The organism is Allorhizobium borbori (assembly GCF_014196535.1).
Lineage (GTDB): Bacteria > Pseudomonadota > Alphaproteobacteria > Rhizobiales > Rhizobiaceae > Ectorhizobium > Ectorhizobium borbori.
Window position 1 is genome coordinate 17,825 of record NZ_JACIDU010000023.1, and the last position, 17,676, is coordinate 35,500.

Annotated in this window: 12 protein-coding genes; 9 read left to right on the forward strand and 3 right to left on the reverse strand. The window is 60.8% G+C overall.

Translation table 11 applies throughout. The annotated features are described in order from the left end of the window. Positions 1-222 precede the first annotated feature (222 nt). Genes GGQ66_RS20440 through GGQ66_RS20450 form a run of 3 tightly spaced genes read left to right on the forward strand, consistent with a single transcriptional unit; the run spans position 223 to position 3,751 of the window. Positions 223-1,272 carry an acyl-CoA dehydrogenase family protein gene (locus GGQ66_RS20440; protein WP_183795125.1) on the forward strand — a complete coding sequence of 350 codons (1,050 nt, stop codon included), beginning with the start codon at positions 223-225 and terminating at the stop codon, positions 1,270-1,272. 20 nt (positions 1,273-1,292) lie between these two features. Continuing rightward, positions 1,293-2,456, forward strand: coding sequence for an acyl-CoA dehydrogenase family protein (locus tag GGQ66_RS20445; protein WP_237359014.1), 1,164 nt, complete (start codon positions 1,293-1,295; stop codon positions 2,454-2,456). A gap of 47 nt (positions 2,457-2,503) precedes the next feature. Beyond that, positions 2,504-3,751, forward strand: a complete 1,248-nt coding sequence (locus GGQ66_RS20450) for a CaiB/BaiF CoA transferase family protein (protein WP_183795127.1) — start codon at positions 2,504-2,506, stop codon at positions 3,749-3,751. Between the two features lie 153 nt (positions 3,752-3,904). Here GGQ66_RS20450 and GGQ66_RS20455 read toward each other — a convergent pair whose 3' ends face one another. Continuing rightward, on the reverse strand, positions 3,905-4,690 hold the full coding sequence (locus tag GGQ66_RS20455; protein WP_183795129.1) for an IclR family transcriptional regulator: 786 nt from the start codon (positions 4,688-4,690) through the stop codon (positions 3,905-3,907). A 90-nt stretch (positions 4,691-4,780) separates the two neighbouring features. Here GGQ66_RS20455 and GGQ66_RS20460 point away from each other — a divergent pair, with 90 nt between their 5' ends. Genes GGQ66_RS20460 through attM form a run of 3 tightly spaced genes read left to right on the forward strand, consistent with a single transcriptional unit; the run spans position 4,781 to position 8,263 of the window. Next, positions 4,781-6,235: an NAD-dependent succinate-semialdehyde dehydrogenase gene (locus GGQ66_RS20460; RefSeq protein WP_183795131.1), complete on the forward strand. Its 1,455-nt coding sequence runs from the start codon at positions 4,781-4,783 to the stop codon at positions 6,233-6,235. 27 nt (positions 6,236-6,262) lie between these two features. Further along, positions 6,263-7,423, forward strand: a complete 1,161-nt coding sequence (locus GGQ66_RS20465) for an iron-containing alcohol dehydrogenase (protein ID WP_183795133.1) — start codon at positions 6,263-6,265, stop codon at positions 7,421-7,423. Positions 7,424-7,471: 48 nt separating this feature from the next. Continuing rightward, positions 7,472-8,263 carry an AttM family quorum-quenching N-acyl homoserine lactonase gene (gene attM, locus GGQ66_RS20470; RefSeq protein ID WP_183795135.1) on the forward strand — a complete coding sequence of 264 codons (792 nt, stop codon included), beginning with the start codon at positions 7,472-7,474 and terminating at the stop codon, positions 8,261-8,263. A gap of 187 nt (positions 8,264-8,450) precedes the next feature. Here the strand turns inward: attM and GGQ66_RS20475 are convergent, their stop codons facing one another. Further along, positions 8,451-9,326, reverse strand: a complete 876-nt coding sequence (locus GGQ66_RS20475) for a LysR family transcriptional regulator (protein WP_210287353.1) — start codon at positions 9,324-9,326, stop codon at positions 8,451-8,453. Positions 9,327-9,418: 92 nt separating this feature from the next. Here GGQ66_RS20475 and GGQ66_RS20480 point away from each other — a divergent pair, with 92 nt between their 5' ends. Further along, positions 9,419-12,247, forward strand: a complete 2,829-nt coding sequence (locus tag GGQ66_RS20480; protein WP_183795139.1) for an FAD-binding and (Fe-S)-binding domain-containing protein — start codon at positions 9,419-9,421, stop codon at positions 12,245-12,247. A gap of 214 nt (positions 12,248-12,461) precedes the next feature. Beyond that, the gene (locus GGQ66_RS20485) at positions 12,462-15,584 is read left to right on the forward strand and encodes a bifunctional diguanylate cyclase/phosphodiesterase (protein ID WP_183795141.1); all 3,123 of its coding nucleotides are present in this window, start codon (positions 12,462-12,464) and stop codon (positions 15,582-15,584) included. 188 nt (positions 15,585-15,772) lie between these two features. On the opposite strand, the gene GGQ66_RS20490 is transcribed toward GGQ66_RS20485, so the two are convergent. Continuing rightward, positions 15,773-16,474 carry a cysteine hydrolase family protein gene (locus tag GGQ66_RS20490; protein ID WP_183795143.1) on the reverse strand — a complete coding sequence of 234 codons (702 nt, stop codon included), beginning with the start codon at positions 16,472-16,474 and terminating at the stop codon, positions 15,773-15,775. Positions 16,475-16,667: 193 nt separating this feature from the next. Between GGQ66_RS20490 and GGQ66_RS20495 the strand changes: the two genes are divergently transcribed. Next, the gene (locus GGQ66_RS20495) at positions 16,668-17,663 is read left to right on the forward strand and encodes an ABC transporter substrate-binding protein (protein ID WP_237359015.1); all 996 of its coding nucleotides are present in this window, start codon (positions 16,668-16,670) and stop codon (positions 17,661-17,663) included. Positions 17,664-17,676: the final 13 nt, after the last annotated feature.

The window sequence follows — 17,676 nt, forward strand, 5'->3', positions numbered from 1 at the left end:
GTGCTCCTCCCGTGGAAAATAGATGGCATAACCGCAAAATAGCAGCGAGAATATCATAAAACTATATATATGACATATATAAGTCCAGCCGTTTTCGCAATTGGTGGCGCGTGGCGCGCGGCGGCTGGTCCAGCATCTTGGAAACACGGGTTTCGGGATTGACGACGATATAAAAATCAATAAACTGATTTATAGAGTTTTGATCTTTCTGGAGGAGGAAAGATGACTGATCTGGCTGAGATCGAGATGATCCGCGACAGTGCGCGCGCCTTTGTGCCGCCTGGCGGTGATCTCGTGAGAATAAGAGGTTTGCGGTTTGGCGAAGCGGGTTTCGATCCCGCGATCTATCGTCAGATGGCCGAGATGGGCTGGCTCATGCTGCGCCTGCCGGAAGAGGAGGGCGGGCTTGGCCTGGGAATGAGGGCCTATTGCGCGCTTGCCGCCGTTCTGGGCGCAGGGCTGGTGCCGGAACCGCTCATTCACGCCAACCTTGCTGTTCGTCTTCTCGGTGCAGGCGTCGGGGACGCCGTTCTTGCCGGCACGAGGATCGTGCTTCCGGCATGGCAAGCCGGTTTCGATGGCCTCGATCTTGCCGCGGGCGTCACAGGTGCGGCGGGCGGACTTTCCGGTGAAAAACGTTTCGTTTATCAGGCAGCCGGCGCTGACGCATTCCTTGTCACCGGTGCGGAAGGCGGCTGGCTGGTCGAGGCTGGGGCGGAGGGTGTCTCGCTTGAATGCGAGGGCACACAGGATGGCGGCCACTTTGGCAGCCTCCGGCTCGCGGGCGTGTCCGCCGAACGGATCGACCTGATCGATCCGGCGGCGGCGCTCGACGAGGCGGCGCTGGCAACCTCGGCCTATCTGCTCGGGGTTGCAGAAACGGCGTTCGAAATGACGCTGGACTATCTGCGGGTCCGCAAGCAGTTCGACAAGCCGATCGGCAGTTTTCAGTCCCTCCAGCACCGTGCCACCGATCTGAAGATGCAACTCGCGCTTTTGCGAGCCGGTGTCGACATGGCTGCGGGCGCGCTCGATGCGGGCGTCGACGATGCCCGCCGCTCGGCCCTTGTCTCGCAGGTCAAGGTGCGCGCGGCCGACACAGCCATGCTCGTGGCCCGGGAGGCCGTACAGATGCACGGCGCCATCGGCTTTACCGACGAGCATGATGTGGGGCTTTTCGTGCGCAAGGCCATGACGCTTGCCAACCAGTTCGGCAGCGCTGCCTTTCACCGCCGCCGCTTTGCCGCCATGCAGCCTTATGCCGCCGCCTGAGGCGTGACGAGGATTTTCCGATGAGCCTTCACTCCAGAAACGACATCTACGCCGTCATGAGCGATGAAGAATTCCGCGCGCAGGCCCGGGCCTTCATCGAAGCCAATTATCCGGACATTCCGCGCTTTTCGCAGAAGCGGCTGCATTTCAGCCAGAGCAAGCCATGGTACATGGCGCTGGCCCGCAAGGGCTGGGTCGCACCCGCCTGGCCCGTGGAGCATGGCGGCATGGGGCTTTCCGCGACCAAGCAATTGATCTGGATCGAGGAAAACGAACGCTTCGGCGCCGCGCGAATCAACGATATCGGTCCCGTCATGCTGGGGCCGCTGTTGATCCAGTTCGGTACCGATGCGCAGAAGGCGCAGTTTCTGCCGAAGATTCTCAGTGGCGAGCATATATGGGCGCAGGGCTACAGCGAGCCGAATGCAGGGTCCGATCTCGCCGCCGTCCGCACCGAGGCGGTGCTGGACGGTGACGAATGGGTCATCAACGGCCAGAAGACCTGGGCGACGCTGGGCAACGATGCCAACTGGATTTTCATTCTGGCGCGGACGGACAAGTCCGTGAAGAAGCAGGCGGGCATCAGCTTCATTCTTGTGCCGATGGATTTGCCGGGGGTCACGGTGCGTCCCATCGAAAACCTCGAGATGCACGATGAATTCTGCGAAGTTTTCTTCGATGATGTTCGGGTTCCCCGAGAAAACCTGGTCGGTGCGGTCAATCAGGGCTGGACCATGGCCAAGGCGCTGCTGGGCCATGAACGTGTCTTCATCGGTGCGCCGCGCCTGTCGTCGTCAGCGCTCGCCCGGCTCGATCTTCTGGCCCGAAAGGTTGGTGTCGCTGACGATCCGGCTTTTCAGGACCGCTTCACGCGCCTCAGGCTCGACGTCGCCGACCTGACAGCCCTGTTCGAGACCTATATCGAGAAACTGCGTCACGGCGAGGCGATCGGTGCGGATGTCTCGATCATGAAGATTTTCCAGAGCGAGCTTTACCAGCGCATTTCCGAGGAAATGATGGCAATTGGCGGCGCGACGGCAGCATTGCTGGAACCCTTCGAACATGATCCCAGACTGCATGCGGCCGGCACATATCTGATGGCCCGGCCGACAACCATTTTCGGCGGCTCGAACGAGGTGTTGCGCAACGTTCTGGCCCGAATGGTTCTCGATCTGCCCGCCTGACCGGTTTCCCTTCCGCAATTTCACTTACAGAAAGGGTGTCCTGTACCATGTCAGAACCCGCTCGAACGCCATCCGCCGGCTGCCTTTCCCATCTTGTGGTTCTTGATCTCAGCCGCGTTTTCGCCGGGCCGCTGGCAGGCCAGATTCTTGCCGATTTCGGTGCCGATGTCATCAAGATCGAGCATCCCGTGCATGGCGACGATGTGCGCCATCTCGGCATACACCGCAAGGACGCCGAGGGCCGCGAGACCGGGGAAACGTCCTCCTTCCTCGCGATGAACCGTGGCAAGCGATCCGTTGCCATCGATCTCAAGGCCCCCGAAGGACAGGCGCTGGTCCGCAAGCTGGCAGAGCAGGCAGATGTCGTGATCGAGAATTTCAAGGCGGGAACGCTCGACCGGTACGGACTGGGTTACGAGGATCTGAAGGCGATCAATCCCCGTCTCGTCTATTGTTCGATCACCGGCTTCGGGCAGACCGGTCCGAGCGCCGACCTGCCGGGCTATGATCCGCTTTTTCAGGCCCTGAGCGGGCTGATGAGCATTACCGGTGTGCCGGATGGCGACCCCGGCGCCGGGCCCAATCTTGTTGGTTACAGCGTTTCCGACATCACGGCGGGCCTCTATGCGACGATCGCTATTCTGGGTGCTATTGCCCATCGCGATCAGGGCGGCAATGGTCAGCATATCGATCTGGCGCTGCTCGATGCGCAGGTTGCAGCCCTTTCCCACATCGCCATGAATTATCTGGTTTCCGGCCGTACACCCGTGCGGGCCGGCTCGGCGTCGCAGATCACCTGCCCTTGGCAGGCCTTCCATTGCAGGGATGGCGATCTCATGATCGCCGTCGGTAACGACCGGCAGTTCGTTCGTCTTTGCGATGTGCTCGGCATTCCCGGGACGGGCGCCGATCCGCAATTCAGGACCAACCGCGACCGGATGGCAAACCGCAAGATGTTGCTTCCGCGTCTCGACAGCGCCTTTCTGCAACGGGATGTTCAGGAATGGACGCGGCTTCTCACGGAGGCCGACGTGCCGTGCAGCGCGATCAACTCCATTCCGCAAATGCTGGAAGATCCGCAGATCAGGCACCGGCAAATGGTGATCGAACTTCCCCACGAGCAGACCGGCACCGTGCAACTCATTGCCAATCCGGTGCGCTTTTCCGAAACGCCAGCGGTCTATCGCCGCCCGCCGCCAGCGCTGGGGGCCGATACACAGGCCGTGCTGGCGGAAAAGCTGGCGCTTTCTGCGGCGGAGATCGCAGCGCTCAGTGAAGCCGGGATCATCCGGTAACTTCGGTTCGTCGGCATAAGCAATGCACAGTCGTTCCGCGCTTGAATTCGCGGGACGACCTTACGCCGGTGACCGACTGCTTCACGGCCATCGTCGCCGGACCGGCGGCAAAATCTCTATCGCCGTCAATCCGGCATTACCCGTGCTGCCGCATCAGGGTGCCCCAAGGCGGCGGGAAAGGGCGGCGGCGGCCATCTGCATTTTCCGGCCCAGTTGCGGAACGGTCTCCGGCGTCACCTCGTCACGCAATATGCTGATGGCGATGCCGGCCACCATCTTGCCCGTAAAATCGCGTATCGGCGCGCCGAGACAGATCATGCCCTCGCGGATCTGGCCGTCATCGATGGAAAAGCCACGGGCGCGAATATCGGTCAGTTCCGCCTTGAGGGCGGGCAGTTCCCGGACGCTGCGCGGGGTCATGCCAGGCGGCAGGCCATCGGGAAACAGCGCATCGATCTCACCATCCGACAGCTCCGAAAGCAGCATCTTTCCGGTCGCCGTGAAGGCCGCCGGCAGGTGCGTTCCCAGCACGAAGGTGTGGCCGAGCGGTTTATCGGAATTGCGGCAGCCGATATAGACGACGTCCGCCTCCTCCAGCACCGTCAGGGTCACCGTGTAGGACGACCATTCCGGAGCGTGCTCGAAAAATTCCTGAAACGCGGAAACCACGCTGGTTTGAGACAGGAAGCCACCCGCCCATCGCATCGGGTGCGGTCCCAGACGATAGCTGCCATCCGCCCCGCGTCCAAGAAGACGAAGCTCCACCATCGCGCCGATAAGACCATGCGCCGTACTTTTCGGCAGGCCGAGATGGCGCGCAATGTCCGTCGCCGTAAGCCTTTGATTTGTACCTGCCAGCAGGTCGAGAATCTGAACCGCCCGTCGCAGAGCGGGCACGGCACCACCGCCGCGTGTCTCGGCGTTATTGTCTTTTTCCATTCCCTCTCCTTGACACCGGCCGCGAGATGACGTTAGTTCAATATATTGATCAAAGTTCAATATATTGAACTACACCTGCTGGAGGAGCAGATGCTTAAGCTGAATAATCCAGATTTACTGCGTAATGCGTGTCTTGTCGCGGGAGAATGGGTTCGCGCGGGCAGTGGCGAGACGATTATCGTCACCAATCCGGCTAACGGCGAGATTGTTGGTGAGGTTCCCTCGCTGGCAGCCGACGAGATCGAGCAGGCGGTTGACGCCGCGCAGAAGGCGTTCACCACCTGGAGCCGCCTCGCCGCGAAGGATCGTTCGGCAGCCCTGCGCCGCTGGTTCGATCTGATGGTGGCCCATGCCGACGATCTGGCGGCGCTGATGACCGCCGAACAGGGCAAGCCGTTGGCAGAGGCAAGAGGCGAGGCGCTCTATGCGGCGTCCTTCGTCGAATGGTTTGCCGAAGAAGGCAAGCGCATCTACGGCGACACGATCCCCGCTCCGACCAATGACAAACGCCTGATCGTGCTCAAGCAGCCGATCGGCGTCTGCGCCGCCATCACGCCCTGGAACTTTCCGGCGGCGATGATTACCCGCAAGGCTGCACCGGCGCTTGCCGCTGGCTGCACGATGATCGTCAAACCTGCGGAACAGACCCCGCTGACGGCGCTGGCGCTCGGCGTTCTCGCCATCAAGGCCGGTATTCCCGCGGGCGTTTTCCAGGTCGTGACAGGCAAGGCCCGCGAAATCGGCGGCGTGCTGACCGGCAGTGATGTCATTCGCAAGCTGTCCTTCACGGGGTCCACCGAGGTTGGCCGCATCCTCATGGCGCAGTCGGCGCCCACCATCAAGAAGCTGTCGCTGGAGCTTGGCGGCAATGCACCCTTCATTGTGTTCGATGATGCCGATCTGGATGCTGCGGTCGAAGGCGCCATCGCCTCGAAATATCGTAACGCCGGGCAGACATGTGTCTGCTCCAACCGGCTTTACGTTCAGGCTGGCGTCTATGATGCCTTTGCCGAAAAGCTTGCCGCCCGCGTGGCGGCCCTGCCCGTAGGCGTCGGCACCGAGGCCGGCGTTCTGATCGGCCCGCTGATCGATGGCGACGCGATCGCCAAGGTGGAATCCCACGTCGCGGACGCTGTGTCCAAGGGCGCGAAGATCGTCACCGGCGGCAAGCGTCATGCGCTCGGTGGAACATTCTTCGAACCGACGGTGTTGACCGGTACGACCCAGGACATGAAGATCGCCCGCGAGGAGACCTTCGGTCCTGTTGCTCCGCTGTTCCGTTTCGAGACCGAGGAGGAGGTCGTGGCTATGGCCAACGACACGGAATTCGGTCTTGCCGCCTATTTCTACACGGAGAATGTGCGCCGCACCTGGCGGGTGGCCGAAGCCTTGGAATACGGCATGGTGGGTCACAATACCGGCCTCATTTCCAACGAGGTTGCCCCCTTTGGTGGTGTGAAGCAGTCGGGCCTCGGGCGGGAAGGCTCCCGCTACGGCATCGAGGAATATATTGAAATGAAATACCTGTGCTCGGCCATCGGCTGAGCCCTGTCTTTCCCGGGAGGAAACGAGATGACCATCAATCCCTTTGAGTTCAGAACCGTACCGTCCATGGAGGTCGCCTGGGGCGGTGCCCAGCGGCTCGGCGAGATCCTTGCCCAGCGCTTTACAGCCCGTAAAGCGCTCCTCGTCACCGATGCCGGTCTCGTCAAGGCCGGGCTGATTGCACCGATCATCGAGAAGATGAAGGTTGCCGGCTTTGCCGTCACCATCTTCGACAAGGTGGTCGCCGATCCGCCGGAACAGGTGCTGTACGAATGCGTCGACATCGCCAAGGGCGCGGGCGTCGATATCGTCATCGGCCTTGGCGGCGGCTCCTCGCTCGACATCGCCAAGCTTGTCGCCATCCTCACCGTGTCCGAGCAGAAGCTGTCGGATATGTACGGCATTGGCAATGTGAAGGGTTCGCGCCTGCCCATGGTGCTGATCCCCACCACCGCCGGCACCGGTTCGGAAGTCACGAACATTTCGATCATCACCACCGGCGAAACCACCAAGATGGGTGTCGTTTCCCCGCAGCTCTATGCCGACTTCGTGCTGCTCGATGCCGAACTGACCGTTGGTCTGCCGACGCTTCACACGGCCGCGACCGGTATCGATGCCATGGTGCACGCCATCGAAGCCTATACCAGCAAGCACAAGAAGAACCCGCTTTCGGATGCGCTGGCCCGCGAGGCGCTGCGCCTGCTCGGCTCCAACCTCATTGCCGCCTGCAAGGACGGCACGAACCGCGCGGCCCGTGAAGGCATGCTTCTCGGCGCAACGCTTGCCGGCCAGGCCTTCGCAAACTCACCGGTTGCCGCCGTGCACGCGCTCGCCTATCCGCTGGGCGGCCATTACCATGTGCCGCACGGTCTTTCCAACGCGCTGATGCTCGGTCCGGTGCTTCGCTATAACGCCAAGGCCGCCGCCTCCCTTTATGCCGAGCTGGCCGACGTCATGGGCGTGCCGGGCACCGGCGATGCGGTGGCGCGTTCCAACGCCTTCGTCGAGCACATGCAGGCGCTGATGGATGAAAGTGGCGCACCGCGCCGCCTGCGCGATGTCGGCGTGACCGACAACACCCTCGCCATGCTGGCCGCCGACGCGATGAAGCAGACCCGCCTGCTCGTCAACAATCCCGTGGAGGTTGGCGAGGAGGACGCTCTCAACCTTTACCGCGAGGCGTTCTGAGCGAACGCTTCGCAGCTATCAACCGTTCACCAACCGGGAGGATCAAACGTGACGGACATCAGACTTTACATGCTTCAGTCGGGCACCCTGAAATGCAAGGTGCACAACATCAAGATGAATGAAGGCAACGGGGCCGATTACGAAATCCCCGTTCCGTTCTTCCTCATCACCCATCCGAAGGGCCACACGATCATCGATGGCGGCAATGCCATCGAGGTCGCCACCGATCCGCGCGGCTACTGGGGTGGCATCTGTGACGTCTACCAGCCGGTTCTCGACAAGAACATGGGTTGCGTCGATCAGGTGAAGGCTCTCGGCCTTGATCCGGCCGATGTGAAATATGTCGTGCAGTCGCACCTGCACCTCGACCACACCGGCGCCATCGGCCGCTTCCCCAATGCCACGCACATCGTCCAGCGCTGCGAATATGAATATGCCTTCACGGCAGACTGGTTCGCTGCCGGCGGTTACATCCGCAAGGACTTCGACCGTCCGGGCCTGAAGTGGCAGTTCCTGAACGGCAATGTGGACGACTATTACGACGTCTACGGCGACGGCACGCTGACGACCATCTTCACGCCGGGCCATGCACCGGGCCACCAGTCCTTCCTCGTGCGTCTGCCCAACAGCAAGCCGCTGCTTTTGACCATCGACGCCGCCTATACGACGGATCACTGGAACGAAAAGTCGCTTCCCGGCTTCCTCGCGTCCACCATCGATACCGTTCGTTCGGTGCAGAAGCTGCGCACCATTGCAGCCCGCGAAGACGCCATCGTCGTCACTGGCCATGACCCGGATGCCTGGTCGTCCTTCAAGCATGCTCCGGAATACTATAGCTGATCTTGGATCGGCGACGATGAAACGGTGATGAGTATGGCGGGGCCTGGTTTTCGGATCAGGCCCCGTCATGCTTTGGTTCAGTGAGCTTGCGTGCAGCGCAGCGTGTTCGTCGGAAAGCTCGTGTCTGCATATTCAGGAGCGTGCGAAGCTGACGGGTCGTGAACGGCGGCGGTTCGGGTGAGATTTGTTACTCGGTCAGAAATTCGATAAATCTTTCAGCGATATGGGAGATAGTCCGTTTAGCCGAACGCACGATGTAGAGCGACCGGGAGAGGTCCAGATCTTCGATCCTGACAAATGCGATGGATGTGTCATTGAACAGCAGAACAGCTTCGCGGGGCAGCAGTGCCACGCCAACCCCGGCGCGGATCAGGCACAGTTGCGCGATGGTGGAGTGCGCTTTGAGGCAGCCCTGGTGGAAGGCCGCCGGAAGGGAAGGGTGCGATGACAGCAACCGTGCGGTGCCGGTGTTTTCATCCAGATGAATGAGGCTATCCGGGTCGATGTCTTGCAGGCGTATGGAGCCCGCCTTCATAGCAAGGGGATGATCGATCCGGCACGCCAGACCAAACGGGTCCGTGCTTATCTCCGTCTGCAGAAGGTCCGTCGAGGAGCCGGCGCGACCGGCGATGGCAATATCCAATGTCCCCTCGGAAACAAGGGCCGCAAGGCGTTCGGCAATATCGTCGTGCAGCGTGATGGTGACAGAGGGGTAGGCCTTTCTGAACGTCGCGATGGCGGGCGCAACAATTCCCGAAATCGCAGACGGGGATGCGCCGATGGCCAGTGAGCCGTGTTCCAGCCGGGCGCTTTGCCGCAGGTGAGACAAGGCCCTGTCAAAGCTCTCGATCAGCGGGCGGGTTTCCTCCAGATACCGAAGGCCCGGCGCGGTTGGTCGGGGTGGTCTCAGGCGTCTGTCGAAAAGCGCCAGTCCGGCAGCCTCTTCCAGTTGCCGAACAGTTTCCGTCAACACCGAGGGGACGACACCGAGGCTTTCTGCGGCGCGCGCGAATGAGCCTTCCCGCCAGATGGCGTGAATGGCGCGCAGGTGCCGCAAATTCACATTCGTGTTTTCCGAATTTATTTTCATGATTTTCTAATTTTACGAATGTCCGTTGTGTGGTTCAAGGGGTCTCAAAGGAAAGAGGGTAGGTGATGTTTCACGAGACGAATGACCGCATTTCCGGTCTGATGCAGGCGCTTGTTGTGGCGGGCTTTCGCGGTGAGATCGAGAGGAACAGCGCCTTGCGGGCGGCGATGTCGACCGACAACTCCGTCTACCAGATCTTTCCCGATCTTGTTGTCGCGCCGCGCGATGCTGCGGATGTCGTCTGTCTCCAGGCGGTTCTCGACAGGCCGGAATTTGCAGGCACGAGCCTGACGGCGCGTGGCGGCGGCACGGGCACGAACGGACAGAGCCTGAACCGCGGTGTCATCCTCGATTTTCGCAGGCATATGAACCGGCTTCTGGACGTTAATGTCGAGCAGCAATGGGCTGAAGTCGAGCCGGGAATTGTTCTGGACGATCTCAATGAGAAGCTGCTTCCGCATGGCTTGTTCTTCGCACCGGAAACATCCACCTCGACCCGCTGCACGGTGGGCGGCATGGTCTCGACCGATGCTTCCGGCAAGGGATCGCGTGTGTATGGAAAGACGTCGGACAATATCGTCGGCATCGAAATCGCCCGCGGGCAGGGGTTGGTCGCTTCCTTCGAGCCGACACCGGACTGGGCAAAGCCCATGCTGGCGGCGGCTGAAAAGGCGGCCCGGACAGGACGTGACGCGTTCATAGCCAACACGCCCAGGCTGAACCGTCGCTTCACCGGCTACGATCTTGAACGCGCCTGTCCGGAGACGGGCGGTTTCGAATGGTGGCGGCTCTTCCTCGGCGCGGAGGGAACGCTCGGGCCGATGACCCGCATTCGCGTCCATTTGCGCCGCATCGAAACGGAAAAGCGTTTGATCGTCGCCGGCTTCGACAGTTTTCGCGACGCCCTGTCCGCCGCCATGCCTTTGATGGAGGATGAGCCGACGGCCGTCGAGGTCATGGACGAGCGCGTTCAGCAATTGGCGCAGGAGGCCGGGATCCTCGCGCGCCTGCCGGAAGCCCTGCGGCCGAAGGGCGAGGGCCGCGTGGCCTACGTCTTCGTCGAGTTCAACGGTGACGATGCCGCTTTGCTCGACCGGCGCGTCCTCCAGTGTCGCGAGCACCTTGCCAGATTACCCGGCATTGGCGCGGTCTATGTGGCTGGGGACAAGACGGAAATCCGCGATCTCTGGGCAATCCGGTCGGCGGGCGTCGGTCTTCTGGGCAAGGTCGATGGGCTGGCGCGCCCGGTCGCCTTCGTCGAGGATTGCGTTGTCCCTCCGGAAAATCTCACGCCTTTTGTGGACGAGTTCCTGGCCGTGCTGACTGCAAACGGCCTCGGCTTTGGCATGTATGGCCATGTCGATGTCGGCTGCCTGCATATCCGCCCGGCGCTCGACATTGACCGGCAGGCCGACCGCGACAAACTCGCCGGCATCTCCCGCAGTGTCTTTGACCTGACCCGCAAATATGGCGGGATTTTCTGGGGTGAGCACGGTAAGGGCGTGCGCGGTGCGTTTCTGGCGGAATGGATCGGTGCGGACGCTTACAAGGCCCTGCAGGGCGTGAAGGCCGCGTTCGATCCCGGCGAGCGCTACAATCCCGGCAAGCTTGTCGTTAATGGCGGCGAGATCATGGGCATCGCCACCACGAACTTTCGCCCTTTCAATGCGCAGGAGGGCGATGCGCTGGAACGGGCCTTTCGGTGTAACGGCAATGCGCAGTGTCTGAGCTATCAGGCGGCGACGCCGATGTGTCCCTCCTTCAAGGCAAGCGCCGATGTGCGCCACTCGCCAAAGGGCCGGGCTGACGCGTTACGGGCCTGGAAGGCCGCCCGTGATCGCGGCGCGCCCGATCAGGTGATGGAAGACGACCTGATGGGCGTTCTCGATACCTGCCTCGGCTGCAAGGCCTGTGCATCGACCTGTCCCGTTCAGGTCGATGTTCCGCACATGCGCGCGGCCTTTTACGCGGATTACTTCAGCCGTCATGCCCGGCCTCTCGCCGACAGGCTGACGCTTCTGGCCGAGCGGTTCGCACCCCTCACGGCTAAGATGACGCCATTCATCCGGCCCTTCTGGCCGCTGGCGCGCAAGGTTGCCGCCACCGTGATGCAGGCGGTCGACCTGCCGGAAACCCTTGCCCGTCCGCAGCCCGGCAGGGACCGCATTGCGCTTGACGCTCTTGGTCGACCGTTGCCGGAAGGGACGGTGCTGCTCTGGCAGGACTGGTTCACGGCGCTGTTTGATGAAGCCCTGCAGCGGGATGCGCTGGCGGGCTTCAGGGCGCTGGGTTATCGACCTCTTCTGGTCGAGATGCTGCCGGCAGGAAAAGCGGCCTTGAACCTTGGCGATCTCGCAGGCTTTCGTGAGCAGGGCGCGCGGTTGGCGGATGCGCTTCAGCGTGCCTCGGCTTCTGGCGTGCCGATGATCGGGCTCGATCCGGCCTTCGTGATGATGCTGAAGCAGGACTATCCGAAATACGGCTTTGCCGTTGGGCAAATTCTTTCTCCGCAGGAGTTTCTGAGTCGTGAGATCTCCGGGGGCAAATCCTTGCCAAAGGCCGCTGCAGGCGTCTCGGCCAAATTGCTGAACCACTGTACGGAAGCGACGGCGAGACCCGGTTCCGGATCGGAATGGAAGGCGGTGTTCAAGGCGATCGGCGTCGCACTCGAAGCGCCCGCTACGGGTTGTTGCGGCATGGCGGGTCTGTTCGGTCATCAGGAACGCCACCAGGCAGTTTCCCGCAAGCTGTTCGATCTCTCCTGGCGCCGGCACATGGATGACGAAAAGCCGGTGATCGCCACGGGCTTCTCGTGCCGGTGCCAGAGCGAGCGGTTGGCCGGGCGAGACATCCAGCATCCCCTCGGACTTGTTGCAGCGGTGCTGCGACGCTGACCGGCCCGGTCGGGTGAGGGGGCGCCCCACCCGACCCGTGCCACGGATGAGCACGGTTGGCGAACCGTTTGGTGGCCGGATGAAGCATGAGAAAGCATGCTTCATGCCGCTTCCGGGATACCTTGCTGAATCGATACGCCAAATTAACTTCAGCACCCGCATACAATACTGCGAAAAATGGGATTAACGGCACCAGACAGAGGACTTGGCCAGGATGGATGCAACTGCTGACGCGCAGGTTCTGAACCAGCTTTTTGCCTGTGCGCGCTACAATCGCGGCCGCGATATCATAGCCGCCAATCCTGGTTTCTGCCGGCTGTTCAATACGCAGCTTGAGGCCTTGCAGGACAAAGGCGAAGTTGCGTTCCGTCCACTTGCGCATAATCCGGTCGATGACGCCGCCTGGAAACATATCCTTTCGAGCGGCAAGGCCCAGTTTCAGTGGCAGGCCCCGGATCGCCGCTGGTTTCTGTCCCGTTTCGTTCGGGTGGGAGAGCGGGATCAGGTGGGAACGGAGATCTTCGAGGTCGTGGCGGAAATTTCCGCAATCAAGAAGAAGGAAGTTGAACTGACATCCCGCATGATCGCTCTTGGCAATGCCACGGGGCTTATGCGGTTGTCTCCGGATGGCTTCATCACCGAGGTCAACAGCCAGTTCGCAGGTCTGATCGGCCAGGGCGCCGATGCATGTGTCGGACGTCATTTCACGGCCCTCTTTGAGAAGAACACGCAAAAGGCCGCGGATTTGCACCGCATCCTTCCGACCTTGCACAAAGGTGAGCCCTATTCGGCCGAATTGTGCTTCATGGATCGCGATCGTCTCAGGCGCTGGCTCCGGTGCACCTTCGCGCCGGTGATGGACGACGAAGGCCATCTCTTCGAAATCCTGCACTATGCCTTCGACATCACCGAGCAGAAGACGGTGCATGCCGAGTTCAGGGCACAGGTTACGGCGATTGAGAAGTCGAATGCCATGGTGACCTTCGATATGGCCGGCACGATCCTTGATGCCAACGCGCATTTTCTGCAGGCGACCGGTTACGCCCGCGAGGACATCATCGGTCGTCATCATCGCATGTTCGTGGAGCGTTCTTCAGCTTACGGGGTCGATTATGCAGCTTTTTGGAGCGATTTGAGGCAGGGCAAGCATCGTTCCGGTCTGTTCAAGCGGTTTGGCAAGGATGGTCGCGAACTCTGGTTGCAGGCCACGTACAATCCCATTGCCGACACCAACGGCGAGCTGATCAAGGTCGTGAAATATGCTTCGGTGGTAACCGAGGAAAAACTCCTGCAGGCGGAGCATCAAAGCCAGATAGCCGCCATTCACCAGACGCAGTGCGTCATCGCGTTCGACCTCGATGGCACGATCCTCGATGCAAACGACAACTTCTTGAATGCAATGGGCTATCGCTTCTCTGAGGTAAACGGCCAGCATCACCGCATGTTCGTGGACCCGACTTACGCAACGTCACCGGACTACGCACAGTTCTGGCAGGATCTTGCGCAAGGACAGCACAAGTCCGGCGAATACCGGCGCCTTCGAAAGGACGGAAGGGATGTCTGGCTTCAGGCAACCTATAATCCGATCATGGATATGAGCGGTCGCACGTTCAAGATTGTCAAATATGCGACGGATATTACCGCCGAACGCGAACGGCATGTGGACGTACAGGGGCAAATTACCGCCATTCAGCGCTCGCAGGGCGTCGCCTTCTTCGACATGGACGGCACCATTCTGGAGGTGAACGACAACCTTCTGGAAACGCTGGGTTACCAGCTCAGCGAGTTGCAGGGCCGTCATCACAGCAAGCTTGTCGGGCGGGAAGCGGCCGAAAGCCCGGAATACCTCTCCTTCTGGCAGGAGTTGCGCAAGGGCACCTATCAATCGGGATTGCAGAAGCGCTTCGGGAAAGATGGCAGGGAAATCTGGCTGCAATGTTCCTATAACCCTATCCTCGATCTCAACGGCAGACCGCTGAAGGTCATGAAGATTGCGACGGATGTCAGCGCCAACATCGCGCTTGCGGAAGCGTTCGAGGATGCGAAGCGACAGGCCCAGCACGATGTGGCGACCTCCCTGCCCAACCGCGCCAAGCTGATGAGCTTCATGAATGCCATGCTCGCCAGTCAGGGCGGCAGCATGGTCGTGTTCTACATCGACCTCGACCGCTTCAAGCCCATCAACGATACGCATGGCCACCATGTCGGGGATCGCGTTCTCGGCGAGGTCGCCGACAGGCTGCGCCGCGTGATCCGCGACGACCAGCTGGTCGCCCGCGTTGGAGGCGATGAATTCGTCATTGCCGCTCCGGGCCTGCCGACTGAGGCGATTGATCGGTTCTGCCAGAGGTTGCTCGAGACGGTCACGGCGCCCATCCACCACGAAACCGGAGAAATATCCATTGGTGTCTCTGTCGGGATTGCGATTGCGCCGACCGATGGCTCCACGCCGGACGAGCTTTTGCGGGCGGCGGACAGCGCACTGTACAAATCGAAGCAGAACGGCAGGGGCCAGTACAGCTTCTTCTCGAGCGAAATGAATGAGAGGATCAATGCGCGGCGGCGTCTCGCCGAAGACATGCGTCACAGTCTTGCTGCGGGCGACTTTATCGTCGAGTACCAGCCGCGCTTCGACACGCGGGCCAGAAAGATCCGCAGCGTCGAAGCCCTCGTGCGTTGGGAGCATCCTGAACGCGGGCGCATCAGCCCGGCCGATTTCATTCCGCTCGCCGAACAATGCGGCATCATCACGCCGCTCGGCGAATGGGTGCTGCGGACAGCCTGCGCCACGGCGGTCAACTGGGAGGGCGTCGGCGTTTCCGTGAACGTCTCACCTGTCCAGTTCCACGATCCCCAGTTCGTCGAGAAGGTCGCGGCCTGTCTGCAGGAAACGGGCCTGCCACCCCACCTGCTGGAACTCGAGATTACGGAAGGTGTGCTGCTGGACGACGCTGCACGCGCGACGGAAACGCTTGAAGCGCTGAAAAAACTCGGCTTGCGCCTGGCGATGGATGACTTTGGCACCGGCTACTCATCGCTCAGCTATCTGCGCAACTTCCCCTTCGATGTCATCAAGATCGACCGCAGTTTTGTTTCCGACATTGCCACGAACCAAGGGGCACGGCACATTGTGCAGGCGATTCTGGGGCTTGGCCGTGCTCTCGGTCTGTCGGTGACTGCAGAAGGCGTGGAGACGAACGAGCAACTGACGCTGCTGACCGCCGACCATTGCGACGAGGTGCAGGGTTTCCTGCTCGCCAGACCGCTGAGATCCAGCAAGATCGATGAGTTGATCGTCGAGCTGTCGTCGCAGCAAAGCAAAAGACACGCAACGTAAGCCTTTGCTCATGTCCAGGCTCTGCGCCGACAACGACCGCGAGGCGTGTCAGCGATGGTATCAGGCAGCCAGACGACAGACAGTGCAGCAATAGAGGTGTGTCTTGGCCACCGCAGCCCATCGGCGACGAAGGTCAATCCCGTCGCCGTTGCTGTCCTTGTTGTCCCGGTCTGATGTCTACACAGTCGTTACGGCGAGGCCGGTTCGCCGGAGGGGCGAAATCGCGCCTCCAGTTCGGCCACGTCGGTCACGTCCCCGAAGAAGAGGTAGAAGTTGACCAGAGCTGCGGCATGCTCATCGTCACGCAGACTGGCGTTTGCATCATGCACCATGGTCGTCCGGTAGTTCAGCATCATCGCATCCCGCGCCGTCGATTCACAACAGGCATTGGTCATCGTTCCGGCCACGAGGACCGCTTCGATGCCGCGGGCGCGCAAAATGCCATCAAGATCCGAAGCGCCTTGAATGAACGCACTGTAGCGGGTCTTGCCAACGACGAGATCCTCTCCCCTGACATCCAGTTCCGGCCAGAGCTGAGAGCCGTGGGCCTCTTCACTCAACGCGGCGCAGCGCGCTTCGAACCGTTGTGGCGTTAAAAGGGTCTGGTGGAAATGCGGGATCGTGTGAAGCGCGCCGTGCGTGAATAATGTCCGCACCCATACGACAAGACCGCCCGCCTGCCGCAGTGCCGCGGCGGCGCGATTGATGGCCGGAACAATGGATTGTGCCGGCGGTGGTGCGTCTGCTTCACCCTGATCCAGAAAATGATTCTGCATGTCGATAACCACCAATGCTGTGCGTTCGGGTGCAGCATCATCGTGGGCAAGCAACTTGCCCTGACGGGCCAGAACCCGATCGATTGCCCATTGGGGCATTTTGAAATCATGCATCTTCTGCTCTCCTTTTGTGCATTTGCACCCGTGCCTGATTAAAATCATTTCACACACTGCCGTGTGACCCCTATGAATCTATTATCGTTCATTGTATACAGTCAACAGTCTTCCGAGAACGATAGTGGCACGGGCTTTGCATGGAACGTGTGGCGCCAAAACATGCGCAGTCTCGAAAGGAAGGAAAAGGGCAATGAGCCTTCGAAAGATGATAGCCGGCGTCGTTTGCGCCGCCACGCTTGCCGCCGCGCCGGTCACGGCCTTTGCGGAGCCGGTTCAGAAAATCAAGTTCATGGAAGTCATCCACTCGCTCTTTTATTCGCCGCTCTACGTGGCGCAGGGCAATGGCTACTTCAGGCAGGAAGGGCTGGAATTCGATCTCGTTGCGGCGCAGGGCAGCGACAAGGCAACCGCAGCGCTTCTCTCCGGTGCCGCCGACATCGTGCTCGCCGGTCCTGAAACGGCGGTCTACATCGAAAATGGCCAGTCGCCTGAGAAGATCCGTATTTTCGCGGGGTTGACCGCCACCGATGGCTCGTTCCTCATTGGCCGCAGCAAGGACGAGAAATTCGATTGGGCGTCGCTCAAGGGAAAGACGATCCTCGGATGGCGAAAGGGTTCGGCGCCCGCGCTTTTCCTCGACAAGGTTCTCAAGGATCATGGGCTTGATCCCGAGAAGGATGTAACGGTCATCACCAACATTGCTATTCCGGCCCGCGTCGGCGCCTTCATGGCTGGCACCGCTGATTACGCCACGTTCTTCGAGCCCGATGTTACCAAGATCGAGGCATCCGGTCAGGGCTATTCGCTTGCCAATGTCGGCAAAGCCGCCGGCCAGATCGACTATACAGTCTTCACGGCCAAGGAGGGGTACATCAAGGCCAACCCAAAGGTCATCCAGGGATTTACCAACGCCATCGCCAAGGGTGAAGCCTGGCTTCAGACGGCATCGCCGGCAGAGGCCGCCAAGGTGCTTGCTCCCTATTTCAAAGGTGTTCCGGAAGATGAGATCGCATCCTCGGTGCTGCGCCATCGGGAAGCCGGGGTCTGGAAGGCCTCGCCACTCGTCACGCCGGAAGCCATGAGCGAGTTGCAGAAACTGCTGGTCGCATCCGGCGTTCTCGATGCCGGCAAGGAAGTTTCCTACGACAAGCTTGTCGACCCGACCTTTGCCAGGGCGGCGCAGTGAACAGCGCCGTTAC

What these genes read in the sequence shown, in the direction of transcription:
- GGQ66_RS20440 (WP_183795125.1), top strand. Translation starts at nt 223, where the DNA reads ATGACTGATCTGGCTGAGATCGAGATGATCCGCGACAGTGCGCGCGCC.
- GGQ66_RS20445 (WP_237359014.1), top strand. Translation starts at nt 1,293, where the DNA reads ATGAGCCTTCACTCCAGAAACGACATCTACGCCGTCATGAGCGATGAA.
- GGQ66_RS20450 (WP_183795127.1), top strand. Translation starts at nt 2,504, where the DNA reads ATGTCAGAACCCGCTCGAACGCCATCCGCCGGCTGCCTTTCCCATCTT.
- GGQ66_RS20455 (WP_183795129.1), bottom strand. Translation starts at nt 4,690, where the DNA reads ATGGAAAAAGACAATAACGCCGAGACACGCGGCGGTGGTGCCGTGCCC.
- GGQ66_RS20460 (WP_183795131.1), top strand. Translation starts at nt 4,781, where the DNA reads ATGCTTAAGCTGAATAATCCAGATTTACTGCGTAATGCGTGTCTTGTC.
- GGQ66_RS20465 (WP_183795133.1), top strand. Translation starts at nt 6,263, where the DNA reads ATGACCATCAATCCCTTTGAGTTCAGAACCGTACCGTCCATGGAGGTC.
- GGQ66_RS20480 (WP_183795139.1), top strand. Translation starts at nt 9,419, where the DNA reads ATGTTTCACGAGACGAATGACCGCATTTCCGGTCTGATGCAGGCGCTT.
- GGQ66_RS20485 (WP_183795141.1), top strand. Translation starts at nt 12,462, where the DNA reads ATGGATGCAACTGCTGACGCGCAGGTTCTGAACCAGCTTTTTGCCTGT.
- GGQ66_RS20490 (WP_183795143.1), bottom strand. Translation starts at nt 16,474, where the DNA reads ATGCATGATTTCAAAATGCCCCAATGGGCAATCGATCGGGTTCTGGCC.
- GGQ66_RS20495 (WP_237359015.1), top strand. Translation starts at nt 16,668, where the DNA reads ATGAGCCTTCGAAAGATGATAGCCGGCGTCGTTTGCGCCGCCACGCTT.